This window comes from Martinezella sp. CNPSo 3959, assembly GCF_057784355.1.
Genome location: NZ_JBXSOV010000001.1, coordinates 1338497 through 1361518 on the forward strand (window position 1 = coordinate 1338497; position 23022 = coordinate 1361518).

Annotated in this window: 24 protein-coding genes and 1 tRNA gene; 9 read left to right on the plus strand and 16 right to left on the minus strand. The window is 59.3% G+C overall.

The features are described 5' to 3' along the window. Nucleotides 1–59: 59 nt before the first annotated feature. From AC13RE_RS06655 to AC13RE_RS06665, 3 genes are all read right to left on the minus strand, one after another. Nucleotides 60–1055 (minus strand): prohibitin family protein, encoded by a 996-nt coding sequence (locus tag AC13RE_RS06655; RefSeq protein ID WP_488562358.1) that lies wholly within the window; start codon nucleotides 1053–1055, stop codon nucleotides 60–62. Nucleotides 1056–1142: 87 nt separating this feature from the next. Beyond that, nucleotides 1143–2174, minus strand: coding sequence for a hydroxyacid dehydrogenase (locus AC13RE_RS06660; RefSeq protein WP_488562359.1), 1032 nt, complete (start codon nucleotides 2172–2174; stop codon nucleotides 1143–1145). A gap of 54 nt (nucleotides 2175–2228) precedes the next feature. Beyond that, nucleotides 2229–2924, minus strand: a complete 696-nt coding sequence (locus AC13RE_RS06665) for a DNA-3-methyladenine glycosylase I (RefSeq protein ID WP_488562555.1) — start codon at nucleotides 2922–2924, stop codon at nucleotides 2229–2231. 255 nt (nucleotides 2925–3179) lie between these two features. Here AC13RE_RS06665 and AC13RE_RS06670 point away from each other — a divergent pair, with 255 nt between their 5' ends. The 7 genes from AC13RE_RS06670 to AC13RE_RS06700 all read left to right on the plus strand — a co-directional run bounded on the left by AC13RE_RS06670 (nucleotide 3180) and on the right by AC13RE_RS06700 (nucleotide 6344). Continuing rightward, the gene (locus AC13RE_RS06670; RefSeq protein WP_132717437.1) at nucleotides 3180–3440 is read left to right on the plus strand and encodes a DUF982 domain-containing protein; all 261 of its coding nucleotides are present in this window, start codon (nucleotides 3180–3182) and stop codon (nucleotides 3438–3440) included. Nucleotides 3441–3581: 141 nt separating this feature from the next. Then, complete coding sequence (locus AC13RE_RS06675; RefSeq protein WP_488562360.1) at nucleotides 3582–3947, plus strand: DUF982 domain-containing protein; 366 nt, start codon at nucleotides 3582–3584, stop codon at nucleotides 3945–3947. Between the two features lie 325 nt (nucleotides 3948–4272). Then, a complete protein-coding gene (locus AC13RE_RS06680) occupies nucleotides 4273–4527 on the plus strand; it encodes a DUF982 domain-containing protein (protein ID WP_132717439.1) in 255 nt (84 codons plus the stop codon). 121 nt (nucleotides 4528–4648) lie between these two features. Next, entirely contained in the window at nucleotides 4649–4900 is a 252-nt protein-coding gene (locus AC13RE_RS06685; RefSeq protein ID WP_015340954.1) for a DUF6074 family protein, read from the plus strand. A 96-nt stretch (nucleotides 4901–4996) separates the two neighbouring features. Continuing rightward, nucleotides 4997–5416, plus strand: coding sequence for a hypothetical protein (locus AC13RE_RS06690; protein WP_488562361.1), 420 nt, complete (start codon nucleotides 4997–4999; stop codon nucleotides 5414–5416). Between the two features lie 280 nt (nucleotides 5417–5696). Then, nucleotides 5697–5951: a PilZ domain-containing protein gene (locus AC13RE_RS06695; RefSeq protein WP_132717441.1), complete on the plus strand. Its 255-nt coding sequence runs from the start codon at nucleotides 5697–5699 to the stop codon at nucleotides 5949–5951. 183 nt (nucleotides 5952–6134) lie between these two features. After that, a complete protein-coding gene (locus AC13RE_RS06700; protein WP_488562362.1) occupies nucleotides 6135–6344 on the plus strand; it encodes a hypothetical protein in 210 nt (69 codons plus the stop codon). Between the two features lie 114 nt (nucleotides 6345–6458). Here the strand turns inward: AC13RE_RS06700 and AC13RE_RS06705 are convergent. The 8 genes from AC13RE_RS06705 to AC13RE_RS06740 form a co-directional block, all read right to left on the minus strand. Then, nucleotides 6459–6535 (minus strand) — tRNA-Met (locus tag AC13RE_RS06705). Nucleotides 6536–6698: 163 nt separating this feature from the next. Next, nucleotides 6699–7898, minus strand: coding sequence for a tRNA 2-thiouridine(34) synthase MnmA (gene mnmA, locus AC13RE_RS06710; RefSeq protein WP_488562363.1), 1200 nt, complete (start codon nucleotides 7896–7898; stop codon nucleotides 6699–6701). 273 nt (nucleotides 7899–8171) lie between these two features. Beyond that, the gene (locus AC13RE_RS06715; RefSeq protein ID WP_488562364.1) at nucleotides 8172–8825 is read right to left on the minus strand and encodes a CDP-alcohol phosphatidyltransferase family protein; all 654 of its coding nucleotides are present in this window, start codon (nucleotides 8823–8825) and stop codon (nucleotides 8172–8174) included. Nucleotides 8826–8831: 6 nt separating this feature from the next. Further along, complete coding sequence (locus tag AC13RE_RS06720; protein WP_132717446.1) at nucleotides 8832–9233, minus strand: hypothetical protein; 402 nt, start codon at nucleotides 9231–9233, stop codon at nucleotides 8832–8834. Then, nucleotides 9230–10180 carry a phosphatidate cytidylyltransferase gene (locus tag AC13RE_RS06725; RefSeq protein WP_488562365.1) on the minus strand — a complete coding sequence of 317 codons (951 nt, stop codon included), beginning with the start codon at nucleotides 10178–10180 and terminating at the stop codon, nucleotides 9230–9232. The genes AC13RE_RS06720 and AC13RE_RS06725 overlap by 4 nt, the downstream gene beginning before the upstream one ends. 2 nt (nucleotides 10181–10182) lie before the next feature. Then, on the minus strand, nucleotides 10183–10830 hold the full coding sequence (locus AC13RE_RS06730) for a lysophospholipid acyltransferase family protein (RefSeq protein WP_112335291.1): 648 nt from the start codon (nucleotides 10828–10830) through the stop codon (nucleotides 10183–10185). Between the two features lie 209 nt (nucleotides 10831–11039). Further along, the gene (gene serA / locus AC13RE_RS06735) at nucleotides 11040–12635 is read right to left on the minus strand and encodes a phosphoglycerate dehydrogenase (RefSeq protein ID WP_132717448.1); all 1596 of its coding nucleotides are present in this window, start codon (nucleotides 12633–12635) and stop codon (nucleotides 11040–11042) included. A gap of 144 nt (nucleotides 12636–12779) precedes the next feature. Further along, nucleotides 12780–13958 (minus strand): phosphoserine transaminase, encoded by a 1179-nt coding sequence (locus AC13RE_RS06740; RefSeq protein WP_488562366.1) that lies wholly within the window; start codon nucleotides 13956–13958, stop codon nucleotides 12780–12782. A 314-nt stretch (nucleotides 13959–14272) separates the two neighbouring features. On the opposite strand from AC13RE_RS06740, the gene AC13RE_RS06745 reads away from it, so the two are divergent. Next, a complete protein-coding gene (locus tag AC13RE_RS06745) occupies nucleotides 14273–15010 on the plus strand; it encodes a glycosyltransferase family 25 protein (protein ID WP_488562556.1) in 738 nt (245 codons plus the stop codon). Nucleotides 15011–15020: 10 nt separating this feature from the next. Here AC13RE_RS06745 and AC13RE_RS06750 read toward each other — a convergent pair whose 3' ends face one another. Together AC13RE_RS06750 and AC13RE_RS06755 are read right to left on the minus strand one after the other, a co-directional pair. Next, nucleotides 15021–15854 carry an outer membrane protein gene (locus AC13RE_RS06750; protein WP_488562367.1) on the minus strand — a complete coding sequence of 278 codons (834 nt, stop codon included), beginning with the start codon at nucleotides 15852–15854 and terminating at the stop codon, nucleotides 15021–15023. A gap of 237 nt (nucleotides 15855–16091) precedes the next feature. Continuing rightward, nucleotides 16092–16943: an outer membrane protein gene (locus AC13RE_RS06755; RefSeq protein WP_015340974.1), complete on the minus strand. Its 852-nt coding sequence runs from the start codon at nucleotides 16941–16943 to the stop codon at nucleotides 16092–16094. Between the two features lie 322 nt (nucleotides 16944–17265). Here AC13RE_RS06755 and AC13RE_RS06760 point away from each other — a divergent pair, with 322 nt between their 5' ends. Continuing rightward, nucleotides 17266–17826, plus strand: coding sequence for an SH3 domain-containing protein (locus tag AC13RE_RS06760; protein WP_488562368.1), 561 nt, complete (start codon nucleotides 17266–17268; stop codon nucleotides 17824–17826). An 87-nt stretch (nucleotides 17827–17913) separates the two neighbouring features. Here the strand turns inward: AC13RE_RS06760 and glmM are convergent, their stop codons facing one another. From glmM to tilS, 3 genes are all read right to left on the minus strand, one after another. Next, the gene (gene glmM / locus AC13RE_RS06765; RefSeq protein WP_488562369.1) at nucleotides 17914–19266 is read right to left on the minus strand and encodes a phosphoglucosamine mutase; all 1353 of its coding nucleotides are present in this window, start codon (nucleotides 19264–19266) and stop codon (nucleotides 17914–17916) included. Between the two features lie 368 nt (nucleotides 19267–19634). Then, the gene (gene ftsH, locus AC13RE_RS06770) at nucleotides 19635–21578 is read right to left on the minus strand and encodes an ATP-dependent zinc metalloprotease FtsH (protein WP_041677649.1); all 1944 of its coding nucleotides are present in this window, start codon (nucleotides 21576–21578) and stop codon (nucleotides 19635–19637) included. Between the two features lie 115 nt (nucleotides 21579–21693). Then, on the minus strand, nucleotides 21694–23019 hold the full coding sequence (gene tilS, locus AC13RE_RS06775) for a tRNA lysidine(34) synthetase TilS (protein ID WP_488562370.1): 1326 nt from the start codon (nucleotides 23017–23019) through the stop codon (nucleotides 21694–21696). Between the last annotated feature and the right edge of the window lie 3 nt (nucleotides 23020–23022).

A 23022-nucleotide genomic window follows, 5' to 3' on the forward strand; every position in this document is an offset into this window, starting at 1 on the left:
CCGGACGCAAAACCGCTTCGCACTTTTGCTGGAACTGCTCTAGCTCGGCTCAATCGATGCTATTCATGCTCCGCCGACGCGGCGGGGCTCTGGCGCTGATCGAGATTAAGCATCGGCACCGAAGCGTTCGGCAGCATGGTGGTTGGCAATTGACCATTCCACTTTTCCGCCTGGGTCAGGAAGATCAGGTTCGGATTGTCGCGCAATGCATCGCCTCGGGCCTTGATGGCCTTCGCTTCGGCGTCGCCGCGGAGCTGGATCGCTTCGGCCTCGGCTTCTGCCTGCAGCTTCACGGCATCGGCCTGGGCCTGCGCATCGGCGCGACGGGCGTCCGCTGCGGCCTGGGCCTGCGTAACGGTGATCTGCGCTTGCACCTTCTCGCGCTCCGCATTCTGCCGCAGCTTCTGCACCTCGACTTCCGCTAGCATGCGCTGCTCGATGCTGTTTTCATAGGCATCCGAAAAATCGATATTCTCGACTTGCACGCTGTCGATCTGCACCGGACCCTGAATGCCCGCCTCGATCGCCGCCTGGACGTCGGTGTTGAATTGTGCCCGGTTCTGGATGACGGAGGCGGCGGTGAATTTGCCGAATACGGTCTTTACATCCTGGGGAGCTCGCCGTGCGATCAGGCGCGATTCCAGATTGCCGAGCGAACCGAACTCCGAATAGACATGTTCCACGGCATCTGCCGGCACATGCCAGGAGATGGTGACGCGCATATCCGCTGGCTGCTGATCCTGCGAATAGGCCTGCATCTGTTGATGCTCGTTGGCCTGACAGTTCGAGCCGTTCTGGCAGGTCCAATAGGTGACCTGCTGGGTCACCGGGATTTTGACGACGGTCTCGATCCAGGGCAACTTGAAATGCAAGCCCGGTTCCGCCGTGCCGACCATTGCGCCGGTGCGCAGGATGACGCCGCGCTCGCCCTGATCAATCGTGTACCACGAACTGAAGACGAGCATCAGCACGGCTATCACGGCGATGATGCCGATGAATGCCGTAACGCGACCCTTGTTCGCCACGGATGCTATGTCAATTTCCCGGTTTGCCATCGATATCCCCATCTGCACGCTATGAGGGAGAGATAGATGAGTCGACTCGGAAATGCACCTGCGGTTTCGTGCCTCGTGCGACCACCGTCAGTTGCGCGTCACCGGCTTCGAACGCATGCGCGACACCGTTTCCCGCTCAGCACGCTTGCAGCGCATCGGCGGCAGGCCGCGATCCATCAGATCCATATCCTCCAGCACCATGTCGCCCATTTTCTTGAAGGCGCTGTCGAGCGCCCCGGCCCGGTGCGCCGAGCGCAGAAAGCCCTTGAGCTTGCGCACGGGGTGATCGAGGGCGAGCGGCTCCTCAGGATAGACGTCGCTCGCCGCCACGATATGGCCGGAGGCTACCGCTGCCATGAGCGCATCGAAATCGACGACATCGGCCCGGCTAAGCAGAATGAAGGCTGCACCCTTGCGCATCCTCGCAAAAGCCTCAGCGCCGAGAAAGCCCTTGTTCTCGCTTGTGACGGAGGCAACAACGAAGACGAAATCGCTGGCGGACAGCACCTCGTCCAGCCCGGTGGGCTGCACGCCATGCTCTCTCAGGATCGATGGCGGCATCCATGGATCGAACACCCTGATATTGGCACGGAAGCCGGACAGAACCCGGTTCAGCGCCTTGCCGAGATCGCCGAAGCCGACGATACCGATATCGCTGCCCGAAAGCAGCCGGGCGCTGGCATTGCCATCGCCGCCCCAAAGCTCCCTGCCCTCACGGAAATCAAGATCGGCATCGGCGATGCCGCGCGCCAGGCTTAGCGCAAACCCAAGACCGATTTCGGCGACCGGTTCGGCAAAGACGAGACCTGTGGTGACGACGTGGATGCCGCGTTCAAAGAGCACCTCATAGGGCATATTGTTGATGAGGTTGCTCTCGACATTCAGAATGCAGCGCAGCTGCGGTATGCGGTCGAGCGTCTCCTTCGACAAGGGCGGCTGGCCAATGATATAGCGCGCCTCGCCGAGCACATCATCCCCTAATCCCGCGACATCGTCAGGATCGGCTTCTACGATGCGATATTTCGAGTGAAGGAGCGTCAGGGCATCCTTGGTGAAGATAAGCTCGAGCGAGCGCGGCTCCGGCGCACTGATGGCCAAGGGTCTGCTGTCGGTCGTCATTCTGCTCCTCCTGTATCCCGAGGCGATCCAATATCATTCGATGGATGAGATCAATCAGGCCTCGTCCTCCTCCCCTGGCATACCGACAGAGAAGGCGCAAATACGCGAGAGATAGGTGAGCGGCAGACCCGTCTCCGCGTGCCAGGCATTGAACTGATCCTGGATCAGCCGCAAATCCTTCTTGGTAGGCTTGCTTTCCGAAATGGGCACGCCCGCAAGCCGCAGACAGACGAGAACGTCATGGCTCATGACGAAGCTGTCGCGACCGATTGCGCGCAGCAGATATTGTCCGGTCATGCCACCGAGCCGGTTGCCCTGCTTGTCCAGAAGAGCCAGCAGGCCGATCTGATCGTCCAGCGGCCAATCGGCAAAGAAGCGGCCGGCGCTGCCATGCTCGTCGGCAAGCCGGCGGACGAACTCCGCATTGGCCCTTACCGACATGATTTTGGCGCCATTGCGGATGACCCGGACATCGGAGGTCAGATCATGCCAGTAGTCGTCCGGTGCGAGATTGAGGAAGGCGGGATCGAAGCCGGAGAAAGCGGCTTCGAAGCCCGTCCATTTCGAATCGATGACGTTGCGCACGAAACCCGCATAGAAGATGTAGCGTGTCATTTCCGACAATATCCGATCGTCGGGCTGCGTCCGCAGCACGTCATGGTTCGGCATTCTGGGCATCAGCGCCCTCAGTCCATCGGCGCCGCCCTTGCGCTTCTCGGCGCGCTCCCTGATCTCCGCAAAGCTTCCCATCATCTTCTCCCGGTCATGCCGCGCGACAAGTCTTTTATGACCGCATTGCCCCGTGCATGTAATCTCCGTACGATGATTTTCTGTGAAAAACACCCTATCGAAAGTTGCGGTTCGAAAGTTGATCACGCCGGCACTCGAATTGATTTCCGACGATTGAAACAATTCCGGACTGCTCCAGATATGGTCTTGAAATTAACTTGAGATTTCACGCACCGTAGCGTTAATTGCGGCCGCGTCGGATCGGAGCCCCGTGCCATGAATAATAAAGACTGGAATAATCCCATCATGGTCATCTGCAAGCGTACCGGAAAAGTCTATACGGTCGCGAACACGAAAGAAGCGCTGGACATGCTGCTGAACGCATGGCCCGTCGCAGAGGGCAAGGCGTTCATGATGGCACTGCAAGTCTGTGCCGACGTCGAAAGAGGTCAGGGACAACCAGTGGAGGCCCGCAACAGCTTTGTCGCCGCGGCATCCGAGGCTGGCGTCCCTCTTGAGATGCCGGTCGTTCAATAAAAGCATAGTGCGTTCTCATTCTTCGTGCGCGGACACGCTGCATATCTCGTCGTGGAATAGTTCACCAAGTCAGCCGGCGGGACTGGATGTGAGCAATCGAGGGACTGTCCCGGATGCTCGTTTTTTTTCCAAGATCGCCGCATGCTGGAGCCGCTTTCCCGCTTACAATCTGAAGATCAATTTTCCGGATATTGCGAAACTTTTTGCTCTTGCAGGAGTTTCGGGAGGCAATGTCGGAGCATCATCGAAATGACCAGTATTTTTAGTGCCGGCGATGGCCGCTGGCACGAGCCAGTCTATTTGCGCATCGGCTACGGAATGCCGGAGGCCGTCCGAAGCCCCAAGGAAGCCCATAATCACCTTCTTTTCCGTTGGCCGACCATCAGAGGCGAAAAATATGATTCCGCCCGAAGCCTCTGCCTCCAAGCCGATATCGATCCCCTGTTGAGCGATAAAGCCAGGAAGATGTTCATCGCAGCCTGCGTGGAAGCAAACGTATTGGATTAGAGCTCTCGCGAGGCTCAAACCATTCTCAAACCGCTGTCAGATCCTCGCGGTTTTCGCGGGGCTTTGATAGCAGCCCAAAGGCGAAGGCATTGGAGAGCGGGGCGGCTGCATATCCGGGAAGCGGTCCCGGCCTTGTCTTGCTTTACGAGAATGGCGCCGTCATTCAGATGCGACACGGAAGCGATCTCGGCCGCAGTACAGGAGCGCAATGTGGCCGTCTGTCGGCAAGAAACGACCTCAGCTACGATGGCATCGGGCAAGACTTACGGTCCGGAACGCTTCTTGCAGTCTTACCGAAGCATGAATGTTTCGGAGGTAATACGTTTTGAAACGAAACACTTTACGCCCATTTCCGGCTATCACGCTTGTCATGGGAGAGAACGGCGGAACCCGCCGTATCAATTCAGTGCATCAGGCGGCGGAGTTGCTGCTGGAGTATTGGCCGGTGGAAAATGGCGAGGAATATGTCGCGGCAGTGCGGATCTGCCTCGAAGCGATGCTTGGTGCCGTCCCCACCGAAGCCGTTAGGGAGGCCTTGATCAAGGCTGCACGGGAGGCCGGCATATCCGTCATGCAGTGAAATCATCCCGCCCTTCCCGCGGCATGCGGGATCTCTCTGACATTATTCACTTTTTGTGAACGAGTGCCGGCGATCTTGCCAACAGAGGCAGGCGATTCGCCCTGCCAATGACGGAGAGAATATGTCGCTTCTACCATTCCCGGCCGACAGGCGTACCAGTGATGTCAGGCGGTGTGCCGCAGCCCTTCAGCAGCTAAATGGCGAAGCGGCAAACCGCTTCTGGCGTTCGGAAATGGCAATCTTTGCCAACGCCTTGCGCGAACAGGGAATGGAAGACGGCGAAATCTCGCGGCAAGCAGGCCTCTTCATGCATGCGGTGCAGATGGAACTGCAGCTTACCTATGCCGAAGAGGAACTGAACGCCTCGGCCTGAGGCGCTGGAACCTTTCCGATTTTTCCGATCGCGAAACGCTCATCCCCGTGCTTTTACGCAATTCCGGACGGAAAACCGCTGCGCACCTTTCCCAGGGTGCTTTATTTCGGCAATCTGCAAGATGCGATGGACTTGTCGCCGCTTGTCGGTGACTTGATTTGCACGGTCCATTCTCCTCCAGGGAAATGGAACCCCTTTGACGAAGCCACGCCGGTAATCTGCGCGCAGGCCTTTCTGGCATCGGCGCTCGGCAGATCTATTGTCGCCATGACGGCGTACCTGCGGCTGGACACCTGGCACGGCGCTGTAAACAAGCCGGTATTGTCGATCATCTTGCAGACCCGGAACGCATTGTTCACGGTATCATCTGCCGCCATTACGGAACTGGCGCCCACCAGCATGGTGGCCACCGCCAAAAACAGTTTCATTGAAAACCCCGATCCCCTACGGCAGCACGGTGCCAGAGCAGGTTTCGTCTTGCAAGATATGTTGCGTGGATTTCCATGGGCCATTTGAAAATACAACGCAAATGACGGCGGGTTGTTCGCCGGCGACGTCGTCCATCCGGCTCTGCCGAGATATTTTCAACGGAAAGCGTGCCGGGGATGGCCTCTCGGGAATGGGGAAGTGTCAATGTATTCCGGCTGCCCCAAGCTTCGACCGGCCTGCATTTATCCGACGCTTAGGTTGCCTCCCCGCCAATAAGTGGAAACCGTTCAATTTGCGGATTCTCATTAATATCTTCGATATTAGAACATGCCACATTAGCAAAGACAAAAGTCAAGGAGCCAATCCCATGACGGCATTCTCACCCGAAGGCCGGGTAGCGCCCCGAAAGCGAACGCTTCTCGGCGCAAAAATCATCTTCAACGATGGACATTCGGTCTTCGATTGCCTCGTGCGAAACCTGTCCGATACCGGCGCCCTGATCCAAATCGAAAATCCTCTCGCAGCACCCAACACCTTCGATCTGCAACTTTCGGACGAGAGATTGATGGCATGTGCAGTACGCTGGCGCAAAATCAACAGCATGGGCGTCGAGTTTGTGTGAGGGCACTCTCGCCCACAACATCTATGGCGTTCGGATGAATATCCGAAATAGCTCCCCGTCAAAGCTGGGGCGGTATACCGGTCACAGTTACCGCGCGTCGATAAGGTTCGCCCGGAACAAATAAGCCCCACCATGCATTGCCATATGGCACCTCTGCCGAATTGGCCTGTGAAGGAGATGGCTATGAACCAGGAAATCATTGATCGGCTCGACACAATCGGCCAACAGCTGCACGATCGCGCTCTTGCTCTGTCCCAATCGCAATCCCAAGAAGGCCAGGACCATGCCCTCATGATGTCAGCACTGGCGACCCTGGCAACAGCGGTGCGAACCTTGGATGACAACGTAACCCGGCTCGACGGCCCCAAAGGGATCGGAGCAGCGGGCTCCTGAATCAGATCCTCGCAAGTGTCGAAGTGGTTTAGCTTGCGTGCCCATAGGGACAAGCACGCCTAGCAGGTCGCTAAGAGCTTTCGATTACGAGAACTTTCAACACTGTGGAAATTTTGGTAGCGGAGGAGGGATTTGAACCCCCGACACAAGGATTATGATTCCTCTGCTCTGACCTACTGAGCTACTCCGCCACGCCGCAATTGATGTTGAACATCAAATGCAAAGGTCAAACAAACTGTCGCTCGAAAGCGCTAGCTCGTCGGTTGAGCGGCTTATAAGATGCGGTTCGGCTTGGTGTCAAGCGGATGATTTGGAAAAATCAGTGCTTTCTCTTGACGCCGACGCCGCCTGCCCTCAGGCAGCCACCGGGCCTGCCAGCAGCGCCTTCAAAGACGCCTCCGCCATCGGCTCACGTTCCGAACGTTCGATGAAGCCGCCGCCGTAGACGCGGGCGTCATCACCGGGTGCCGAATAGAGCGCGCAGGCCTGCCCGGGAGCCACACCGGCCTCGCCGACGGTGAGGTCGACATAGATGCCGCTGGCATCGGCATGCAGCACAGCCGGGGACGGTGCGCGGGTGGACCGCACCTTGGCGAAACAGGCATAGCCTTCACCGGAAGCGGCCTGCAGGAGCGACTCGTCGCCCAGCCAGTTCACGTCGCGCAGATAGACGCGGTGCGTTTCCAGTGCTTCCTTCGGGCCGACTATGACGCGGCGCGAGCGGGCGTCGAGATAGACGACGTAAAGCGGCTCGCCTGTGGCAACACCGATACCCCGGCGCTGGCCGATCGTGTAATGCAGGATACCCTCGTGCTGGCCGAGCACGCGGCCGTCAAGGTGCACGATCTCGCCGGCAAGCGCCGCATTCGGCTTCAGCTTGGCGATGACATCGGAATATTTGCCCTGCGGCACGAAACAGATGTCCTGGCTGTCGGCCTTCTTGGCGACGACGAGGCCCATCTCTTCGGCAAGCGCGCGCGTCTCGGCCTTCGGCATGCCGCCGAGTGGAAAACGCAGATAGTCGATCTGCTCCTGCGTCGTGGCAAAGAGGAAATAGCTCTGGTCGCGATCGGCATCGGCCGGGCGATAGAGGGCGCGGCGATTTGGGTGCTCCACAGATGGATTCGGGCGCGAGCGGATATAATGGCCGGTCGCCAGCGCATCGGCGCCGAGTTCCTTGGCAGTCAGCAGAAGATCGGCGAACTTGACTGTCTGGTTGCAGGCAACACAGGGGATCGGTGTTTCGCCGGCGACATAACTCTCGGCGAAGGGATTGATCACCGTCTCGCGGAAGCGCTTTTCATAGTCGAGCACATAATGCGGGATGCCGAGCGTTTCGCAGACACGGCGTGCATCGTCGATATCCTGGCCGGCGCAGCAGGAGCCGGCGCGATGCACGGCCGCGCCATGGTCATAGAGCTGCAGCGTGATCCCGAGCACATCATAGCCCTGCCGCTTCAAAATGCCGGCGACGACGGAACTGTCGACACCGCCCGACATGGCGACGACGACACGGGTATCTTCCGGCCTCTTGTCAAAATCCAGTGTATTCACGGTCGTTGCCGCCAGTCTTGAACGATCTTCGATGCTGCCGAGCGGGAGACGTTTCTTCGAAACGTCGTCACGCTCTCACGATTTCATTTCGCATGATCTGATCCAAAAACCGCTGCACACTTTTCGGGATCATGCTTGTTGCCGCCGCATGCCATGCAAAAGCGGCGAATTTTCATTGCACAGGGCCTTTAGCCGCTCTTTGCAGCCAGCCTCAATTGTGGACGGATATAGAAAGGATTGCCAACCCATGCAAGGGGTGGGCGAAATCGCGAATCATCCCTTTGCCTTCAAATGCCGAATCAGATTGCGGCTACGCCGCAGGACTGTCACCGCCGATCCGACGGCAACGACCCAAAGCGCGATGATCAAGACCCAGCTGCCGCCGCTCCATAACGCCTCTATAATCGAAAGCAAAGCCCCTGCCGTCGCAACCGCCATGCGATGCTGCTTGGCCATCGGACCGCCGAAATCGCTGGAATTGCCTGTGGCACGGCCAAGCTCGCGGACATAGGCCGTCAGCACAGCAAAGGCGGCGGCGGCCCAACCAAGGCCCGGCATCGCAATGCCATAGCCGATACCGGCAAAGATGAGGATATCAGCAATGCGATCCGGAAATTCGTTCCAGAATGGTCCATCGGCCTCACCTTTCCCGCCCTCGACCGCCACCATACCGTCGAGCAGGTTGCAGAGCAGACGCAGCTGGCAGAACAAGGCGGCAAGGATCAGTAAGATCACCCGCGCCCCCACGCTGCCAACGACGCCGGAGAGCCAGAACGAGGCGGCCGCCAGTGCCGCCATGACCATGCTTGCCTGCGAGATCTGGTTCGGCGTCACTGAAAGCCTAGTCATGCGCCGCGCCAGTGCCTGTGCCCACCGCGTGTTGCGGCTCGCCAGCGGCCGCCTGTCGCCTGTTCCCTCGCCGGTCATATGCCCTTATCCCTCATGATTTCGCGGCCTTCCGCCCGATATCGAATAATTGTAGATCGCCGCATAGCTGGAAGAGACCAGCAGCGGTACGGCGATGGTTTTCAGGATCTCCGGCGTGCCGCTCAGCGCGTGGATGACGACCAGGATCGTTGCCGAACCCAGGCAGGCGATCAGCGGCGGCGCCCAAAGGCGCGTAAAGCCGCCGAACCGGCGCGACAAAGCTTCGACCACGGATTTCAGGAACAGTGTCAGGCAGCCCGAAAGCACGCCCTGCACGAAGCCCGCGATCAGTGGCCTCGGCATCGGGTGCATGCGATTGGCGAAGAAAGCCCAGCCGCCCATGGCGAGGAAGGCGAAAAGCACATGCACGATGCTGCTGCCGGCAAGCGCTTTCAGCTTTCCGTTCATGACAGCGACCACCAGTAGCGCACGAGATGGAAGAAGATCGGCGCGGAGAAGACGACCGAATCCAGCCGGTCGATCAGCCCGCCATGGCCCTCGATGAGATGGCCCCAATCCTTGACGCCGCGATCCCGCTTGATCGCCGACATGACAAGCCCGCCGAAGAAACCCATGATCGTGATGACGAAGGCGAGAAGCCCGGCCTGCAGCGGCGTGAACGGCGTCACCCACCAGAGCGCCGCCCCGATCAGCGAGGCGCTGATGACGCCGCCGACGAAACCCTCCACCGTCTTCGATGGCGACAGACGCGGCGCGATCTTCGTTTTCCCGAATAGCTTGCCCCAGACATATTGCAGGACGTCACTGAGCTGCACGACGATCACCAGAAAAGCGATCAGCAGTACATTGCGGCCTTCATAGCCCGGAATGTGCAGCGTCAGCAGCGCCGGCACATGCGAGGCGCAGAAGACGCAGATCATCAGCGCCCATTGCACCTCGGCGATGCGCACGAGAAACCGCTCCGTGTCGCCGCGCAGTACCGCGATGATCGGCATGAAGAGGAAGGCGTAAACGGGGATGAAGATCGAATAGATGCCATATTGTTCGGCCCAGAGCAGGTAATATTGCACCGGCAAGGCCACGAAGAAGGCGGCGGCAAGTGCCCAGTGATCCGCCCGCTTCGTGTTGATCAACGTCATGAATTCGCGCAGCGCCGCAAAGGAGCAGAAGGCGAAGAGCAGGATGACGCCGGCGCGCCCGGCAATGAAGGCGATGCCGATCAGCACCACCATCACCCACCAGGCTTTGATGCGCGCATTCAGATTTTCAATCGCGGCATTCGATCCGTCCGGCGACAGTCGCCGCTCCAGCACGTAGCCGATGACGGAGGCGACGATCAGAACGCCGAAAATGCCAAGGACCAGGTGGATCAGATCGGCGCTTGCCGCTTCCATGCTCAGTCTCCCGCCCGCTTGGGCGCCAGCGCCAGCAGCGCCGCTTCGGCCCGCGCCAGAAACTCCGCCTTCTCTTCGGTCTCGCCGATATGCAGCGCCTCGCCGAAGGTGACGGTGCAGATCAGCGGAATGGGCACGAACTCGCCCTTGGGCATGACGCGATTGAGGTTGTCGATCCAGACGGGCACCAGATCGATATCAGGGCGAGCCTGCGCAAGATGGAAAAGCCCGCTCTTGAAGGGCTGCAACGGCTGCTCGGTGAGATTACGGGTGCCTTCTGGAAACAGGATCAGCGAGGAGCCGGCATCGAGCGCCTGCGTCATCTGAGTGACCGGATCTTCCTTGCGCGCTTCACGATCCCGTTCGATCAGCACGGCGTTGAAGACGTCCCGGCCGATGAAGCTGTTCAGCGGCGATTTCAGCCAATAATCGGCGCCCGCTACCGGGCGTACGCGGCGGCGCAATCGTGGCGGCAGGACAGTCCAGATCAGGATGAAATCGCCATGGCTGGAGTGATTGGCGAAATAGACGCAGCGGCGGGTTTGCATGCCGCTTTCGGGCCAGATCGCCCGAACGGCGGTAATGGCTCGCGCAAAGAGCACGATCGCCACGGAAACGGGTTTCGCCAGCCATTCGATCGGCGTGCCCATTCCTTCCCCGAGGATGTTCTTCCGCAAAGCCTCCATGACATAGAGATAGGCGCGTTTCATCGCCCCCGATAGCCTGTGGACCGGGCTTATCCACAACCCTCACAACCATGAAGAAAGCCCGGCGCAACTTATGTCGCGCCAGGCTTTCGCATGGGCTCTTGGGAGGAGCGGAGTTCTATAGCTGCCGCCCTTCTTCAGGGCGGGCAGGCTCAATCGACGTTGAACACCAGCGGCTTTGCCTGACGGATCGCCTGATGCGCCGTCAGCTTGCCGAGCACCTCATCACTGATCGGACCGTCGACATAGAGAAGCGCGATGGCATCACCACCCTGCTTGTCACGGCCGAGCTGGAAGTTGGCGATATTGACGCCGGCAGAGCCGAGCGTCGTGCCGATGAAGCCGATCATGCCGGGAACGTCGGTATTGGCGATATAGACCATGTGGTTGCCGACATCCGCATCGAGGTTGATGCCCTTGATCTGGATGAATCGCGGCTTGCCGTCCGAGAAGACGGTACCGGCGACGGAGCGGCTCATGCTGTCTGTCGTGACAGTCAGCTTGATGTAGCCGTCATAGACGCCGGTCTTGTCGCGCTTGACTTCGGCAAGGACGATACCCTTTTCCTTGATCATGATCGGCGCCGAAACCATGTTGACGTCGGCAACCTGATTGCGGATCAGGCCGGCAAGCAGCGCGCTCGTCAGCGCCTTCGTGTTCATGTTGGCGGTGACGCCGTCATAGAGGATCTCGATTTCCTTGATCGGATCGTCCGTGACTTGGCCCACGAAGGCGCCGAGAACGTCAGCAAGCTTGATGAACGGCTTCAGGATCGGCGCTTCTTCAGCCGTGATCGAAGGCATGTTGATGGCGTTCGAGACAGCGCCCTTGACGAGGTAATCAGCCATCTGCTCGGCGACCTGCAGGGCGACGTTTTCCTGCGCTTCTGTCGTGGAGGCACCGAGATGCGGCGTGCAGACGACGTTCGGCAGGCCGAAGAGCGGGCTTTCCTTGGCCGGCTCGACTTCGAAGACGTCGAAGGCGGCGCCGGCGACATGGCCTGATTTGATGGCGGCAGCAAGGGCCGCTTCATCGACGAGGCCACCGCGGGCGCAGTTGATGATACGCACGCCCTGCTTCATCTTGGCGATCGCAGAGGCATCGATGATGTTGCGGGTCTTGTCGGTCAGCGGCACATGCAGCGTGATGAAGTCGGCGCCGGCGAAGAGCTCGTCGAGCTCGACCTTGGTGACGCCCATTTCCTCGGCGCGCTCCTTGGACAGGAACGGGTCATAGGCAAGAACATGCATCTTCAGGCCAAGGGCGCGGGCAATGACGATGGAGCCGATATTGCCGGCGCCGATGATGCCGAGCGTCTTGCCGGTGATTTCGACACCCATGAACTTCGACTTTTCCCACTTGCCGGCCTGCGTCGAGGCATCGGCCGCCGGAAGCTGACGGGCAACGGCAAACATCAGCGCGATGGCGTGTTCGGCCGTCGTGATCGAGTTGCCGAACGGCGTGTTCATGACGATGATACCGCGGCGCGAAGCGGCGGGGATATCGACATTGTCGACGCCGATACCGGCGCGGCCGACGACCTTGAGGTTCTTGGCCGCTTCGATGATCTTTTCCGTCACCTTGGTGGCGGAACGGATGGCAAGACCATCGTAATTGCCAATGATTTCGAACAGCTTGTCCTTGTCCTTGCCAAGTTGCGGCTGGAAATCGACTTCGACGCCGCGATCGCGGAAGATCTGGACAGCGGTTTCCGACAGTTCGTCGGATACGAGAACGCGAGGTGCCATGGAGGCCTCCTGAAAAGGGTCAGCTAAGACGAGCAATCCGGGAAAGGTATGAAAACGGCTTTCCGCGTGGAATTGCATGAAAACAACGAGAATTTCGGGATGCTGGGCTCCACCTTACCGGCGGAGCCATAAACGCTTCAAACCTCAGGCAGCAGCCTGGGAGAGCGTCGCCTTCTGCGTTTCGAAAGCCCAGGCGAGCCAGGGCATCAGCTTCTGCATGTCGGAAGCTTCGATCGTCGCACCGGCCCAGATGCGCAGGCCCGACGGCGCGTCGCGGTAATGGCCGACGTCATAGGCGACGCCTTCCTTCTCAAGGAGCGCAACCAGACCCTTGGCGAAATTCGCCTGACCATCGGCATCGAGAGCGACGACATCCTTGTCGACGATCTTCAGGCAGACGGAGGTGTTGGATTCCGTCTCCGCCTTGAGGGCAAGATTGGCGATCCAGTCGTTGGCGGCGACAAAGTCGTGGATGACCTTGGCATTGGCATCGGCACGGCCGATCAGCGCCTTCAGGCCGCCGAGATCCTTCGCCCAGAGGAGAGCATCGATATAATCTTCGACACAGAGCATCGAAGGCGTGTTGATCGTCTCACCCGTGAAGATGCCTTCGATCAGCTTGCCGCCGCTGGTCATGCGGAAGATCTTCGGAAGCGGCCAAGCAGGCTGATAGGTCGTCAAGCGTTCGACGGCGCGCGGCGACAGAATGATGACGCCATGGGCGCCCTCGCCGCCCAGAACCTTCTGCCAGGAGAAGGTGACGACGTCGAGCTTGGCAAAATCGAGGTTCTGAGCGAAGGCGGCCGAAGTGGCGTCGCAGATCGTCAAGCCCTTGCGGTCGGCCGGGATGAAATCGGCGTTCGGAACCCGGACGCCCGACGTGGTGCCGTTCCAGGTGAAGACCACGTCGCGGTCGAAATCGACAGCGGAAAGATCGGGCAGCTCGCCGTAGCCGGCTTCGAGCTTGCGGACGTCCTTGAGCTTCAGCTGCTTGACGACGTCGGTAACCCAGCCCGCGCCGAAGCTTTCCCAGGCGAGCATGTCGACGCCGCGTTCGCCGAGGAGCGACCAGAGCGCCATTTCGACGGCACCGGTGTCGGAAGCCGGAACGATGCCAATGCGATAATCCGCCGGCACTTCCAGAATTTCGCGGGTAAGATCAATGGCCTGCTTCAGCTTTGCCTTGCCGACTTTCGCGCGGTGCGAACGGCCAAGAGCCGCATCGGAAAGAGCGTTAAGCGTCCAACCGGGGCGCTTCGAGCATGGACCAGAAGAGAAATGAGTATTATTCGGACGGATGTCCGGCTTGGCGAGCTTAGTCATGATGCTATCCTCTCAGATAGAAAGCTCCTCGTTGGGGAGGAGTGTCCCGCCGCCGGATATATTGGAAGCAGCCCGTTAGCGCAACAATAAAAATTGCTCATGGCGCTCCCTCACGATTTCGTGCGAGATTTTGATGCCAGGCAAGGCACGCGCAATGGAAATAAGCCAAATTTAGTGCCACAAGAGCTAGTTTCTATGCTGATGCACAATCATATATGGCTAGGCGCTCGCCGTTTTGCGCCGATGGAAATTATCAAGTGTGCTCGATGTCCCTAACTGCGCTCGCCGAAACTTCTTTTACGCCGTCACAAACCATGCCGGTCTATCTTATCAATATCGACCGGGCAGCCGAACGGCTGGCGGAGATTCAGCGGCAGAGCGATGAGTTCGGTTTTCGATTCGAGCGTATTCATGGCGTCGACGGTGCCCTCATCCCGCGCGATGAATGGATCGATGTAGATCACGATCGCTTCCAGCGCCGGCATGGCCGCACCATCCTGCCCGGTGAGTATGGCTGCTACCGGAGTCACCTGTTGGCGCTGCAACAGTTTTTGGCGAGCGGCGACCAAATGGCCGTGGTCATCGAAGATGATGTTGCGCTGGATATCGATTTCCTCGCACGCACAGTGGCCGCGAAGAATGCTGCGCCGAATGCCGACCTGATCAAGCTCGTCAATCACCGCTGGAACGGCTTTCGTGCCATGGGCCGGAGCAGCAAGGGAGATATCGTCGGACGCTGCCTCTTTGGTCCACAAGGCTCGACGGCCTGCTATCTTGTCACGCGCAAAGGCGCCGAAAAGATCGTGAAATCGCTGGCCATCATGTCGCTGCCCTGGGATGTGGCCGTGGAGCGCGGCTGGGACATGAATATCTCCATCGTCAGTACGCGCGCGAATATTGCCGGTTTTAGCCGACTGCAGCGAACGACGATGATCGGCTGGCGTCGCGACTACCGCGCGGCCAAGGCACCGGCCTGGCAGCGCATACCCGCACACATCTTCCGAACCGTGGATTTCTTTCGGCGTATCGCCTACGTACTGACGACGCCGTAAGCCTCGGGTTTTACCAAGTAGTGATCCGCAAGCCCACGCGAATCTCATGGCGCGACAACGCGCCGTCGCGGCCCGCCGTGCCGCCGGCGCCTGCAGCCGTATCTGCGGCGGAATAGCCGAACATGTCACCACCCGCGATATGGGAGAAGCGGTAGCCAAGATCGACCTTGATATTCGGCGCGACCTCATAAGCCACACCCGCCATCAAGGCGTAGGTCAGGCGCCAGTCACTGTCACCAGGATAGCGTGCGCTGACCGAGGCAGCGCCGCCGCAGCCCGACGTACCATCGACACAGGAGCCGATGGCGTTGACGCTGCTCCAGGAAACCCGCGTGGCGCCGAGGCCGGCACCGACATAGGGCGTGAAGCCGGCGAGCGTCCCGAGATCGACATAGCCATTAACCATCAGGCTGCCGGCCCGGAACGAGGACCGGGCCTTCGTGGAGCATCCCGTGCCGCCAGCACCGCCGGAACACGGCGAATCGCTCGAAATGCGGCCATTAAAATCACCGCTGAAGAAATCGCCCGTCACATCCGCGCGGAACAGATCGTTGAACTGATAGCCGACACCGAGACCGCCGGAAAAATCCCCGCCGAACCGCGTCGAATCAAAGCTGCTCGAACTGTAATCGCCACCCGCAGGATCATAGGCGCGAAATTTCGTGTCGGCGCGGCTGGCATTGACGGCATAACCGACATCGCCGCGCACATACCATCCCTTGGCATCCTTGACGCTCACCTCAGACATCTTGATTTCCGGCGGTGTCGCATCGGCCGCAAACGCAATACCCGTCGATGCGCCTGCCATCGCTGCGGCCAGCGCCAAAGCGTCAAAACGGATCATTACCCCTCGCCTTCCATCCTCGGGCTCGCGCCCGAATGTCGAACCGGCTAGCTCCCCTTGATATCTCATATGTCTGGGTCTGAGCGGGAAAGCTGCCATTCTCATTTCATTAACCATAAGGAATTCATGGTTAATGAAGCTTTAAGGCGACGAAGAATTGCTTAACGGAATAGAGGAAAAACAAAAGCCGCCCGGCGAGAAACCGGACGGCTTTTCAATAACTTGAATGGATATGTCTTACTTGTAGACCGGCGCCTGGACCGGGATATCGGCCGGCGGCATGTAGCTTGCCGTCTGGCAGCCTCCGAACGTATAGCGGGCACCGATGCGGGCTTCGTGCAGGTTCAGGCCCTTGTCGTAGCCGGGGCCGCCATTCTCGTTGTAGCCGAACATGTCGCCGCCCTGAACGTGGCGATAACGATAGCCGACATCCGCCTTGAGGTTGCAGGTCAGATCGATGGAGGTACCAGCCATCAGAGCATAGGTAAAGCGCCAGCTGCCCCGGCCGTTATGCGAGACCGTTCCGTCGCAGGAATCCGGGTTGGCGTCGGAGCAGGACGTGTTCTTCAGATTGCTCCACTTGACGTAAGTGCCGCCGAGACCGCCGCCGACATAGGGAGTGAAGATGCCGTAGGTGCCGAGATCGACATAAGCGTTGGCAAGCAAGCTATAGGCCGTCAGGGAGGCAAGATCGCGCGAGGTTGCCGCAGTCGGAGTAAAGCCTGGGCCGCAGGCACCGCAATCGCCCTTCGTGGAGCCCTTGAAGTCGGACTTGAAGAGATAGTCGAGCGTCAAGTCCGTGCGAAGGTAGTTGTTGATCTGGTAACCGACACCGCCACCGAGCGTGACATTGCCGTCCAGTTTGGCGCGATCGAAATCGACCAGGCTGGCATTGGAGCCCTGGAAGTAGTTCGCGCCGCGCAGGTTCGTGAAGGCATAGCCGACATCGCCGCGCAGATACCAGCCGCTGGATTGAGCGACCGTCACTTCCGGCGCCGGCTGTACCGGTTCGGGCGTATAAAGATCAGCAGAAAAGGCCGACGTGCCGACAAGCAAAGTGGCAAGTGCCCCAATCAGGGTTTTCATCATGGCTTTGGCTCCAAATTTCTTGCCCTTGGCACAGCAAAAGCTTGCCAATTGAAATGACATGGCGGGAATAATGATGAAAAGGAGTTAAAACCTGATTAACTACGAATATTTACCGTGTTTATTTACGAATTATACTTTGCTCATATATTAGAGAAAATTGATACTTAAATGAAGAGAACGAGATAAGAAGCGACGCCCACCTCCTTTTTTAACTCAGGCACCGGATCTGCGGACGGACCCAGAGGCGGCAGTTCCTAAACCGTTTGGCAAGAATCGAACCATTACAGTGTTGTCGCCGGAGAGATAACTCAGGAGGGAGTCATTGACTTACCATCGCACAATATCGGCCGGCCTGGGCCTTGCTCTCATCTTTCTGAGTTCCGCCGTCCTGGCAGGCGCAATGCCGGTAAAGCCGATAGCCGCCACGGCCACCGCATGGAACAAGGGGCGTGAAACCGGCTTGCCGATCCCACGCTATGTTTCCCTTCGCGCCCAGAAGGCGCGCATGCGCGTCGGCCCGTCGACGATCTATGCCACGAAATGGATCTATATGAAGCCGGGTCTTCCCCTGGAGATCATCGACGAATACGGCCATTGGCGGCAGGTCCGCGACGATACGGGCGTTACCGGCTGGATGCACAGCGTCCTGCTTTCCGGAGCGCGTACGGCTCTGATCGCCCCCTGGCTGGCGAAGAATGCCACGCTGCGCGCCGATCCGAATCCCGCCGCCACGACGATCGCTGAGCTGCAGCCCCGCGTGCTGGTTTCACTGCAGTTCTGCACCGGAACGTGGTGCCGCGTCTCCGTCCGCGACCACGCCACCAGGGGTTATATCCGACAGGACAAGCTCTGGGGCGCTTATCCCGGAGAAATGTTCCAGTAGAACTGCCGTCATTCCGAAACTGAAAACATAATGGCCGCCCGATAGGACGGCCATGCTATTTTATCCGCAATTACGTCTTTTGCTTGCTCAGGCAGCCGAGCGCACGCTCGAGATCACGTCGATCAATCCGCCGACGATGCGCTCGATCTGACCGCGATCATCCCCTTCCGCCATGACGCGGATCAAGGGCTCCGTGCCGGAGGGGCGGATCACCAGTCGGCCGTTGCGGGACAGCTCGCTTTCTGCATCGGCGATCGCCTGGCGCACATGAATATCCTCCAGCGGCTTGCCGCCGGAAATACGGACATTGCGCAGCAGCTGCGGCACCGGCTCGAAACGGCGACAGACTTCGCTGACCGGCTTGCCCGTGCGCTTCACTGCGGCAAGGATCTGCAGTGCAGCCACCAGACCGTCACCCGTGGTGCCGTAGTCGGAGAGCACGATATGACCCGACTGCTCGCCGCCGACATTGTAATCGTGCTGGCGCATATGCTCGACGACATAGCGGTCGCCGACAGCCGTGCGCGCAAGCGACATGCCACGATCGTCAAGGAACCGCTCCAGTCCGAGATTGGACATGACGGTTGCGACAATGCCATTGCCGCGCAACGTCTGACTCTCAGCCCAGCTTTCGGCAATGACGGCCATCAGCTGGTCGCCATCGATGATGGTGCCGGTTTCATCGACAATGATAACGCGATCGGCATCGCCATCCAGCGCAAGACCGATATCGGCACGCACTTCGTCCACCTTCTTCTGCAGGGCGACAGGGCTGGTGGAGCCGCAATTCAGATTGATATTCGTGCCATTCGGCTCGTTACCGATGGTCACGACATCGGCGCCAAGCTCCCAAAGGGCGGCCGGGGCAACCTTGTATGCCGCACCATTGGCGCAATCGATGGCGATCCGCAGCCCCTGCAGCGTCACATCGCGCGGCAGCGTGCGCTTAGCATGCTCGATGTAGCGATCATGGACACCGTCGATACGCTTGGCGCGGCCAATATTCTCCGATTTGGCCAGATGCTCCGACATGTCCTTGTCGAGCATGTCCTCGATCTTCATTTCGAGATCGTCGGAGAGCTTATAGCCATCAGGGCCGAAAAGCTTGATGCCATTGTCCTGATAGGGATTGTGCGAAGCCGAGATCATGACGCCGATATCGGCGCGCAGCGAGCGCGTCAGCATCGCGACCGCCGGCGTGGGGATAGGCCCGAGAACGAAGGCATCGACGCCGGCTGCGGTAAAGCCTGCCACTATGGCATTTTCCAGCATATAGCCGGAAAGGCGCGTATCCTTGCCGATGACGACCCGATGGCGATGGCTACCTCGATGGAAGATCGTGCCGGCAGCGATACCCACGCGCATGGCAAGATCTGGCGTCATCGGATAGATGTTGGATTGACCGCGAATTCCGTCAGTTCCGAAATAACGGCGTTTCATATGCACTCCTGTCGTTGCCGCGTCCTCGCGAGGAATACGGCGGCATCGATATCGCCGCTTGGAAACCCGCGGCACTGCAAACATCGATGCTTCTGGCTCATGCCATAGATTGTAAAATTCGGCACTTAAATTACCGAGAACGCCTATTACACCGCGTTACCATTAATAAGCACTAAAAAACTGCATCGGATCATGACGGACATAGTCCGATCCACAGCCTGCCGCGTTTCCGTTACTTCAGACTGATATGACAATAGCCAAAGGGTCTGCAGCTCGGCCCATTGCCTCTCCCTCGACCTTTCAGCAAAAAGGCCAGCCGCATTTTCATGGGCTGGCCTTTCAATTTCGAGGTTTGAACCTCTCACGCCTTAACGCGGCTGCGGTTCGAAACCGCCTTCAGGCTCGTCACCCTTGGCACCGAGCGAGCCGTCCTTTTTCGCGCCGGTCTTCGGCACGGCCGAGCCACGGCTCGGCGGCGTATCGTCACCGAGATCGCGCGCCGGCTTTTCGCCACGAAGCAGAGCTTTGATTTCGTCGCCACTCAACGTCTCATATTCGAGCAAGCCCTCGGCAATCGCCACGAAGCCATCGTGATGCTCCGTCAGGATATCCTTGGCCTGCTGATAAGCCTGATCGATCAGGCGGCGGACCTCATTATCGATCGTCTGCGCGGTCGCCTCAGACACGTTCTTCGACTGCGAAACCGAGTGGCCGAGGAATACTTCCTGCTGGTTCTCGCCATAGGCAACCTGACCAAGCTGATCGGAAAAACCCCATTGCGTGACCATGGCACGGGCAAGCTTGGTCGCCTGCTCGATATCCGAGGATGCACCGGAGGTGATGTTTTCCTTGCCGAAAGTCAGTTCTTCAGCAACGCGGCCACCCATCATGATGCAGAGCCGCGACACCATCCACGTATAGCTCATGGAGTAGCGGTCGCCTTCCGGCAACTGCATGACCATGCCAAGCGCACGGCCGCGTGGGATGATCGTCGCCTTGTGCAGCGGGTCGGCGACGGCAACCTTGAGTGCCGTGATGGCGTGACCGGCTTCGTGATAGGCGGTGAGCTTCTTTTCCGCTTCGGTCATGGCCGAAGAGCGGCGCTCGGCGCCCATCATGATCTTGTCCTTGGCGTCTTCGAATTCCTGCATGGTGACCAGGCGCTTGTTGCGGCGGGCGGCCATGAGGGCAGCTTCGTTGACGAGGTTCATGAGATCGGCACCGGAGAAACCGGGCGTACCGCGAGCGAGCGTCTTCAGATCGACGTTCGGCGCCAGCGGCACGTTGCGGGCATGCACCTTGAGGATACGCTCGCGGCCGACGATATCCGGGTTCGGCACCACGACCTGACGGTCGAAGCGGCCCGGACGCAGCAGCGCAGGGTCGAGAACGTCGGGACGGTTGGTCGCGGCGATCAGGATGATGCCTTCATTGGCCTCGAAGCCGTCCATCTCGACCAGCAGCTGGTTGAGCGTCTGCTCACGTTCGTCGTTACCGCCGCCAAGACCGGCGCCACGATGGCGGCCGACGGCGTCGATTTCGTCGATGAAGATAATGCAAGGTGCATTCTTTTTGGCCTGCTCGAACATGTCGCGGACACGGCTTGCGCCGACGCCGACGAACATTTCGACGAAGTCGGAACCGGAGATGGTAAAGAACGGCACATTGGCTTCGCCGGCAATGGCGCGCGCCAGAAGCGTCTTACCAGTACCGGGAGGGCCGACGAGCAGAACGCCGCGCGGAATACGGCCACCGAGACGCTGGAATTTCTGCGGATCGCGCAGGAATTCAACGATTTCTTCCAGATCCTGCTTGGCTTCGTCGACACCAGCGACGTCATCGAAAGTGACGCGACCATGCGCCTCCGTCAAAAGCTTTGCCTTCGATTTGCCGAAGCCCATGGCACCGCGCGAGCCGCCCTGCATCTGACGCATGAAGAACAGCCAGACGCCGAGGATCAGGAGCATCGGCAACAGCGTGCCGAGATAGCTCAGGAAGCTCGAGGAGCCATCCGATTCCGGACGACCGACGATGTTGACGTTCTTGCTTTGCAGGCGCTCAAGCAGGCTGTCATCCACGACCGGAGCATAGGTCTGGAAGGGCGTGCCGTTTTCGACATAGCTGCCGACGACGCGGTTGCCGGTGACGGTGACGTCACGAACGCGGCCGGAATCAACTTCCCGAAGGAACTGCGAATACGGTATTTCCCTGGAGCCTGTTTGTGCCGGCGCGTTCTGAAACATGCTGAACAGGGCAATCAACAGCAAGGCTATGATTGCCCACAGAGCGAAATTACGAAAATTAGGGTTCATCGAACTCCCCAGCACTGAAACTCCCGCCGTCAAGCGGCGGTATTACTTGATCCCTAACATAGGGTTGCGCCAAGCCCTTGCCAAGGCAAACCGCATCGCCGCATGTTTTTTCCGTCTATAGGGCCGAAATCGGCAGCCGCCTATAGGCTTCACGCCCGAAAGCGACCAAGAGGCTATTGGCAAATGTGAGATCAAATCGTGTCAAAAAGCGGTCGAAGGGCGCGAGACGGGGTAGAAGCGCGACGCTCGCCGCCTTGTCCCCTCCTTCCGGCGCGATCGACGGCATCGCAGCCTGGGCGCGTTTCACCACGCCTCCCGGCAGATTTGCCGGAAAAATCGTCGCATTTCCCGCTCCCGGAGCACTGATGCGGACTACGGTCGGGCCGAAATTCTCGATTTCAAAGCGGCCATCCCAATTGACTTTTTCGCCAGGCAGGACCGAAACCGGAGCGATATTGCGGCTCTCCCGCATAAGATAAAGCGCATCGCGACGCAAATCGAAGATCACGCCTCCCGCCGTACGCCGACCGAGGTTCGCACCGTTCACAAATTCGAGAACACGCTCCATTTGCGTACGCCCCGGCGGATAGGAACTGCCACCGAAGATGGCGGTAAGATAAGACAGGGCATAGGTAACGACCGCTGCATCAGCGGAAAGACCGGGTCGCGCAACGGCGCAGAGCGCACCCGCATGGATTGCGACATGCTCGTCCAGCCACCCTGCAGCCCGCTCGGAAAGCGCGGCGCGATCGGCGCCACCATCAGCCGGCATTTCGGCCACCGGCTCCCTTGCAAGGTCCATGCGGGTGCGTACGCGCTCGTACCGTGTATCCTCGTTGCTGGGGTCGTCGAGCCAGGATACATCGCGCGTCTCGAGATAGGTCCTGATTTCAGCCCGCCGGCAGGCGAGAAACGGCCTGACAATCCAGATACGCCGATCGAACAGAACCGCATCGGCGATGCCCGTGCCATAACCGCCCTGCCCCCGCCGCGCGCCGCGCATGGCAATCGTCTCGCGCTGATCGTCCAACGTGTGGGCGGTTACGATCGCATCGGCCGAAATCTCGGAGGCGAGCTCCGCAAGCAGCGCATAACGCGCTTCACGTGCTGCAGCCATGATGCCGGTTCCCGGCTTTTCCCCCTCCCAGCGACGGATAAAATGGGAAATACCGCGCGAGGCGCAGAGTGCCGCGACTTCTCGCGCTTCGTCCGCCGATGCGGCACGCAGCCCATGGTCGATCGTTGCTGCGGTAAGGGTAATATCGTCGTGAGGATGGGATTTCAGCCGCTCGGCAAGGGCAATCAGAAGCCCGGTGGAATCGCTGCCGCCCGAAACGGCGACGAGAATATGAGCAGGCTTCGAGAGAGAATGCAGAAATTCGCTGGTTGCGGCTTCAGGCGTAATGGCTGTGGCATCGCCGGTCACAGCATCAATGGACACGGC

What these genes read in the sequence shown, in the direction of transcription:
- AC13RE_RS06730 (WP_112335291.1), bottom strand. Translation starts at nt 10,830, where the DNA reads ATGGGCACGCCGATCGAATGGCTGGCGAAACCCGTTTCCGTGGCGATC.
- AC13RE_RS06665 (WP_488562555.1), bottom strand. Translation starts at nt 2,924, where the DNA reads ATGGGAAGCTTTGCGGAGATCAGGGAGCGCGCCGAGAAGCGCAAGGGC.
- AC13RE_RS06720 (WP_132717446.1), bottom strand. Translation starts at nt 9,233, where the DNA reads ATGAACGGAAAGCTGAAAGCGCTTGCCGGCAGCAGCATCGTGCATGTG.
- AC13RE_RS06685 (WP_015340954.1), top strand. Translation starts at nt 4,649, where the DNA reads ATGTCGCTTCTACCATTCCCGGCCGACAGGCGTACCAGTGATGTCAGG.
- AC13RE_RS06660 (WP_488562359.1), bottom strand. Translation starts at nt 2,174, where the DNA reads ATGACGACCGACAGCAGACCCTTGGCCATCAGTGCGCCGGAGCCGCGC.
- serA (WP_132717448.1), bottom strand. Translation starts at nt 12,635, where the DNA reads ATGGCACCTCGCGTTCTCGTATCCGACGAACTGTCGGAAACCGCTGTC.
- AC13RE_RS06670 (WP_132717437.1), top strand. Translation starts at nt 3,180, where the DNA reads ATGAATAATAAAGACTGGAATAATCCCATCATGGTCATCTGCAAGCGT.
- glmM (WP_488562369.1), bottom strand. Translation starts at nt 19,266, where the DNA reads ATGAAACGCCGTTATTTCGGAACTGACGGAATTCGCGGTCAATCCAAC.
- AC13RE_RS06700 (WP_488562362.1), top strand. Translation starts at nt 6,135, where the DNA reads ATGAACCAGGAAATCATTGATCGGCTCGACACAATCGGCCAACAGCTG.
- AC13RE_RS06755 (WP_015340974.1), bottom strand. Translation starts at nt 16,943, where the DNA reads ATGATGAAAACCCTGATTGGGGCACTTGCCACTTTGCTTGTCGGCACG.
- AC13RE_RS06675 (WP_488562360.1), top strand. Translation starts at nt 3,582, where the DNA reads ATGCTGGAGCCGCTTTCCCGCTTACAATCTGAAGATCAATTTTCCGGA.
- AC13RE_RS06715 (WP_488562364.1), bottom strand. Translation starts at nt 8,825, where the DNA reads ATGACCGGCGAGGGAACAGGCGACAGGCGGCCGCTGGCGAGCCGCAAC.
- AC13RE_RS06750 (WP_488562367.1), bottom strand. Translation starts at nt 15,854, where the DNA reads ATGATCCGTTTTGACGCTTTGGCGCTGGCCGCAGCGATGGCAGGCGCA.
- AC13RE_RS06740 (WP_488562366.1), bottom strand. Translation starts at nt 13,958, where the DNA reads ATGACTAAGCTCGCCAAGCCGGACATCCGTCCGAATAATACTCATTTC.
- AC13RE_RS06655 (WP_488562358.1), bottom strand. Translation starts at nt 1,055, where the DNA reads ATGGCAAACCGGGAAATTGACATAGCATCCGTGGCGAACAAGGGTCGC.
- ftsH (WP_041677649.1), bottom strand. Translation starts at nt 21,578, where the DNA reads ATGAACCCTAATTTTCGTAATTTCGCTCTGTGGGCAATCATAGCCTTG.
- AC13RE_RS06745 (WP_488562556.1), top strand. Translation starts at nt 14,273, where the DNA reads ATGCCGGTCTATCTTATCAATATCGACCGGGCAGCCGAACGGCTGGCG.
- AC13RE_RS06725 (WP_488562365.1), bottom strand. Translation starts at nt 10,180, where the DNA reads ATGGAAGCGGCAAGCGCCGATCTGATCCACCTGGTCCTTGGCATTTTC.
- AC13RE_RS06695 (WP_132717441.1), top strand. Translation starts at nt 5,697, where the DNA reads ATGACGGCATTCTCACCCGAAGGCCGGGTAGCGCCCCGAAAGCGAACG.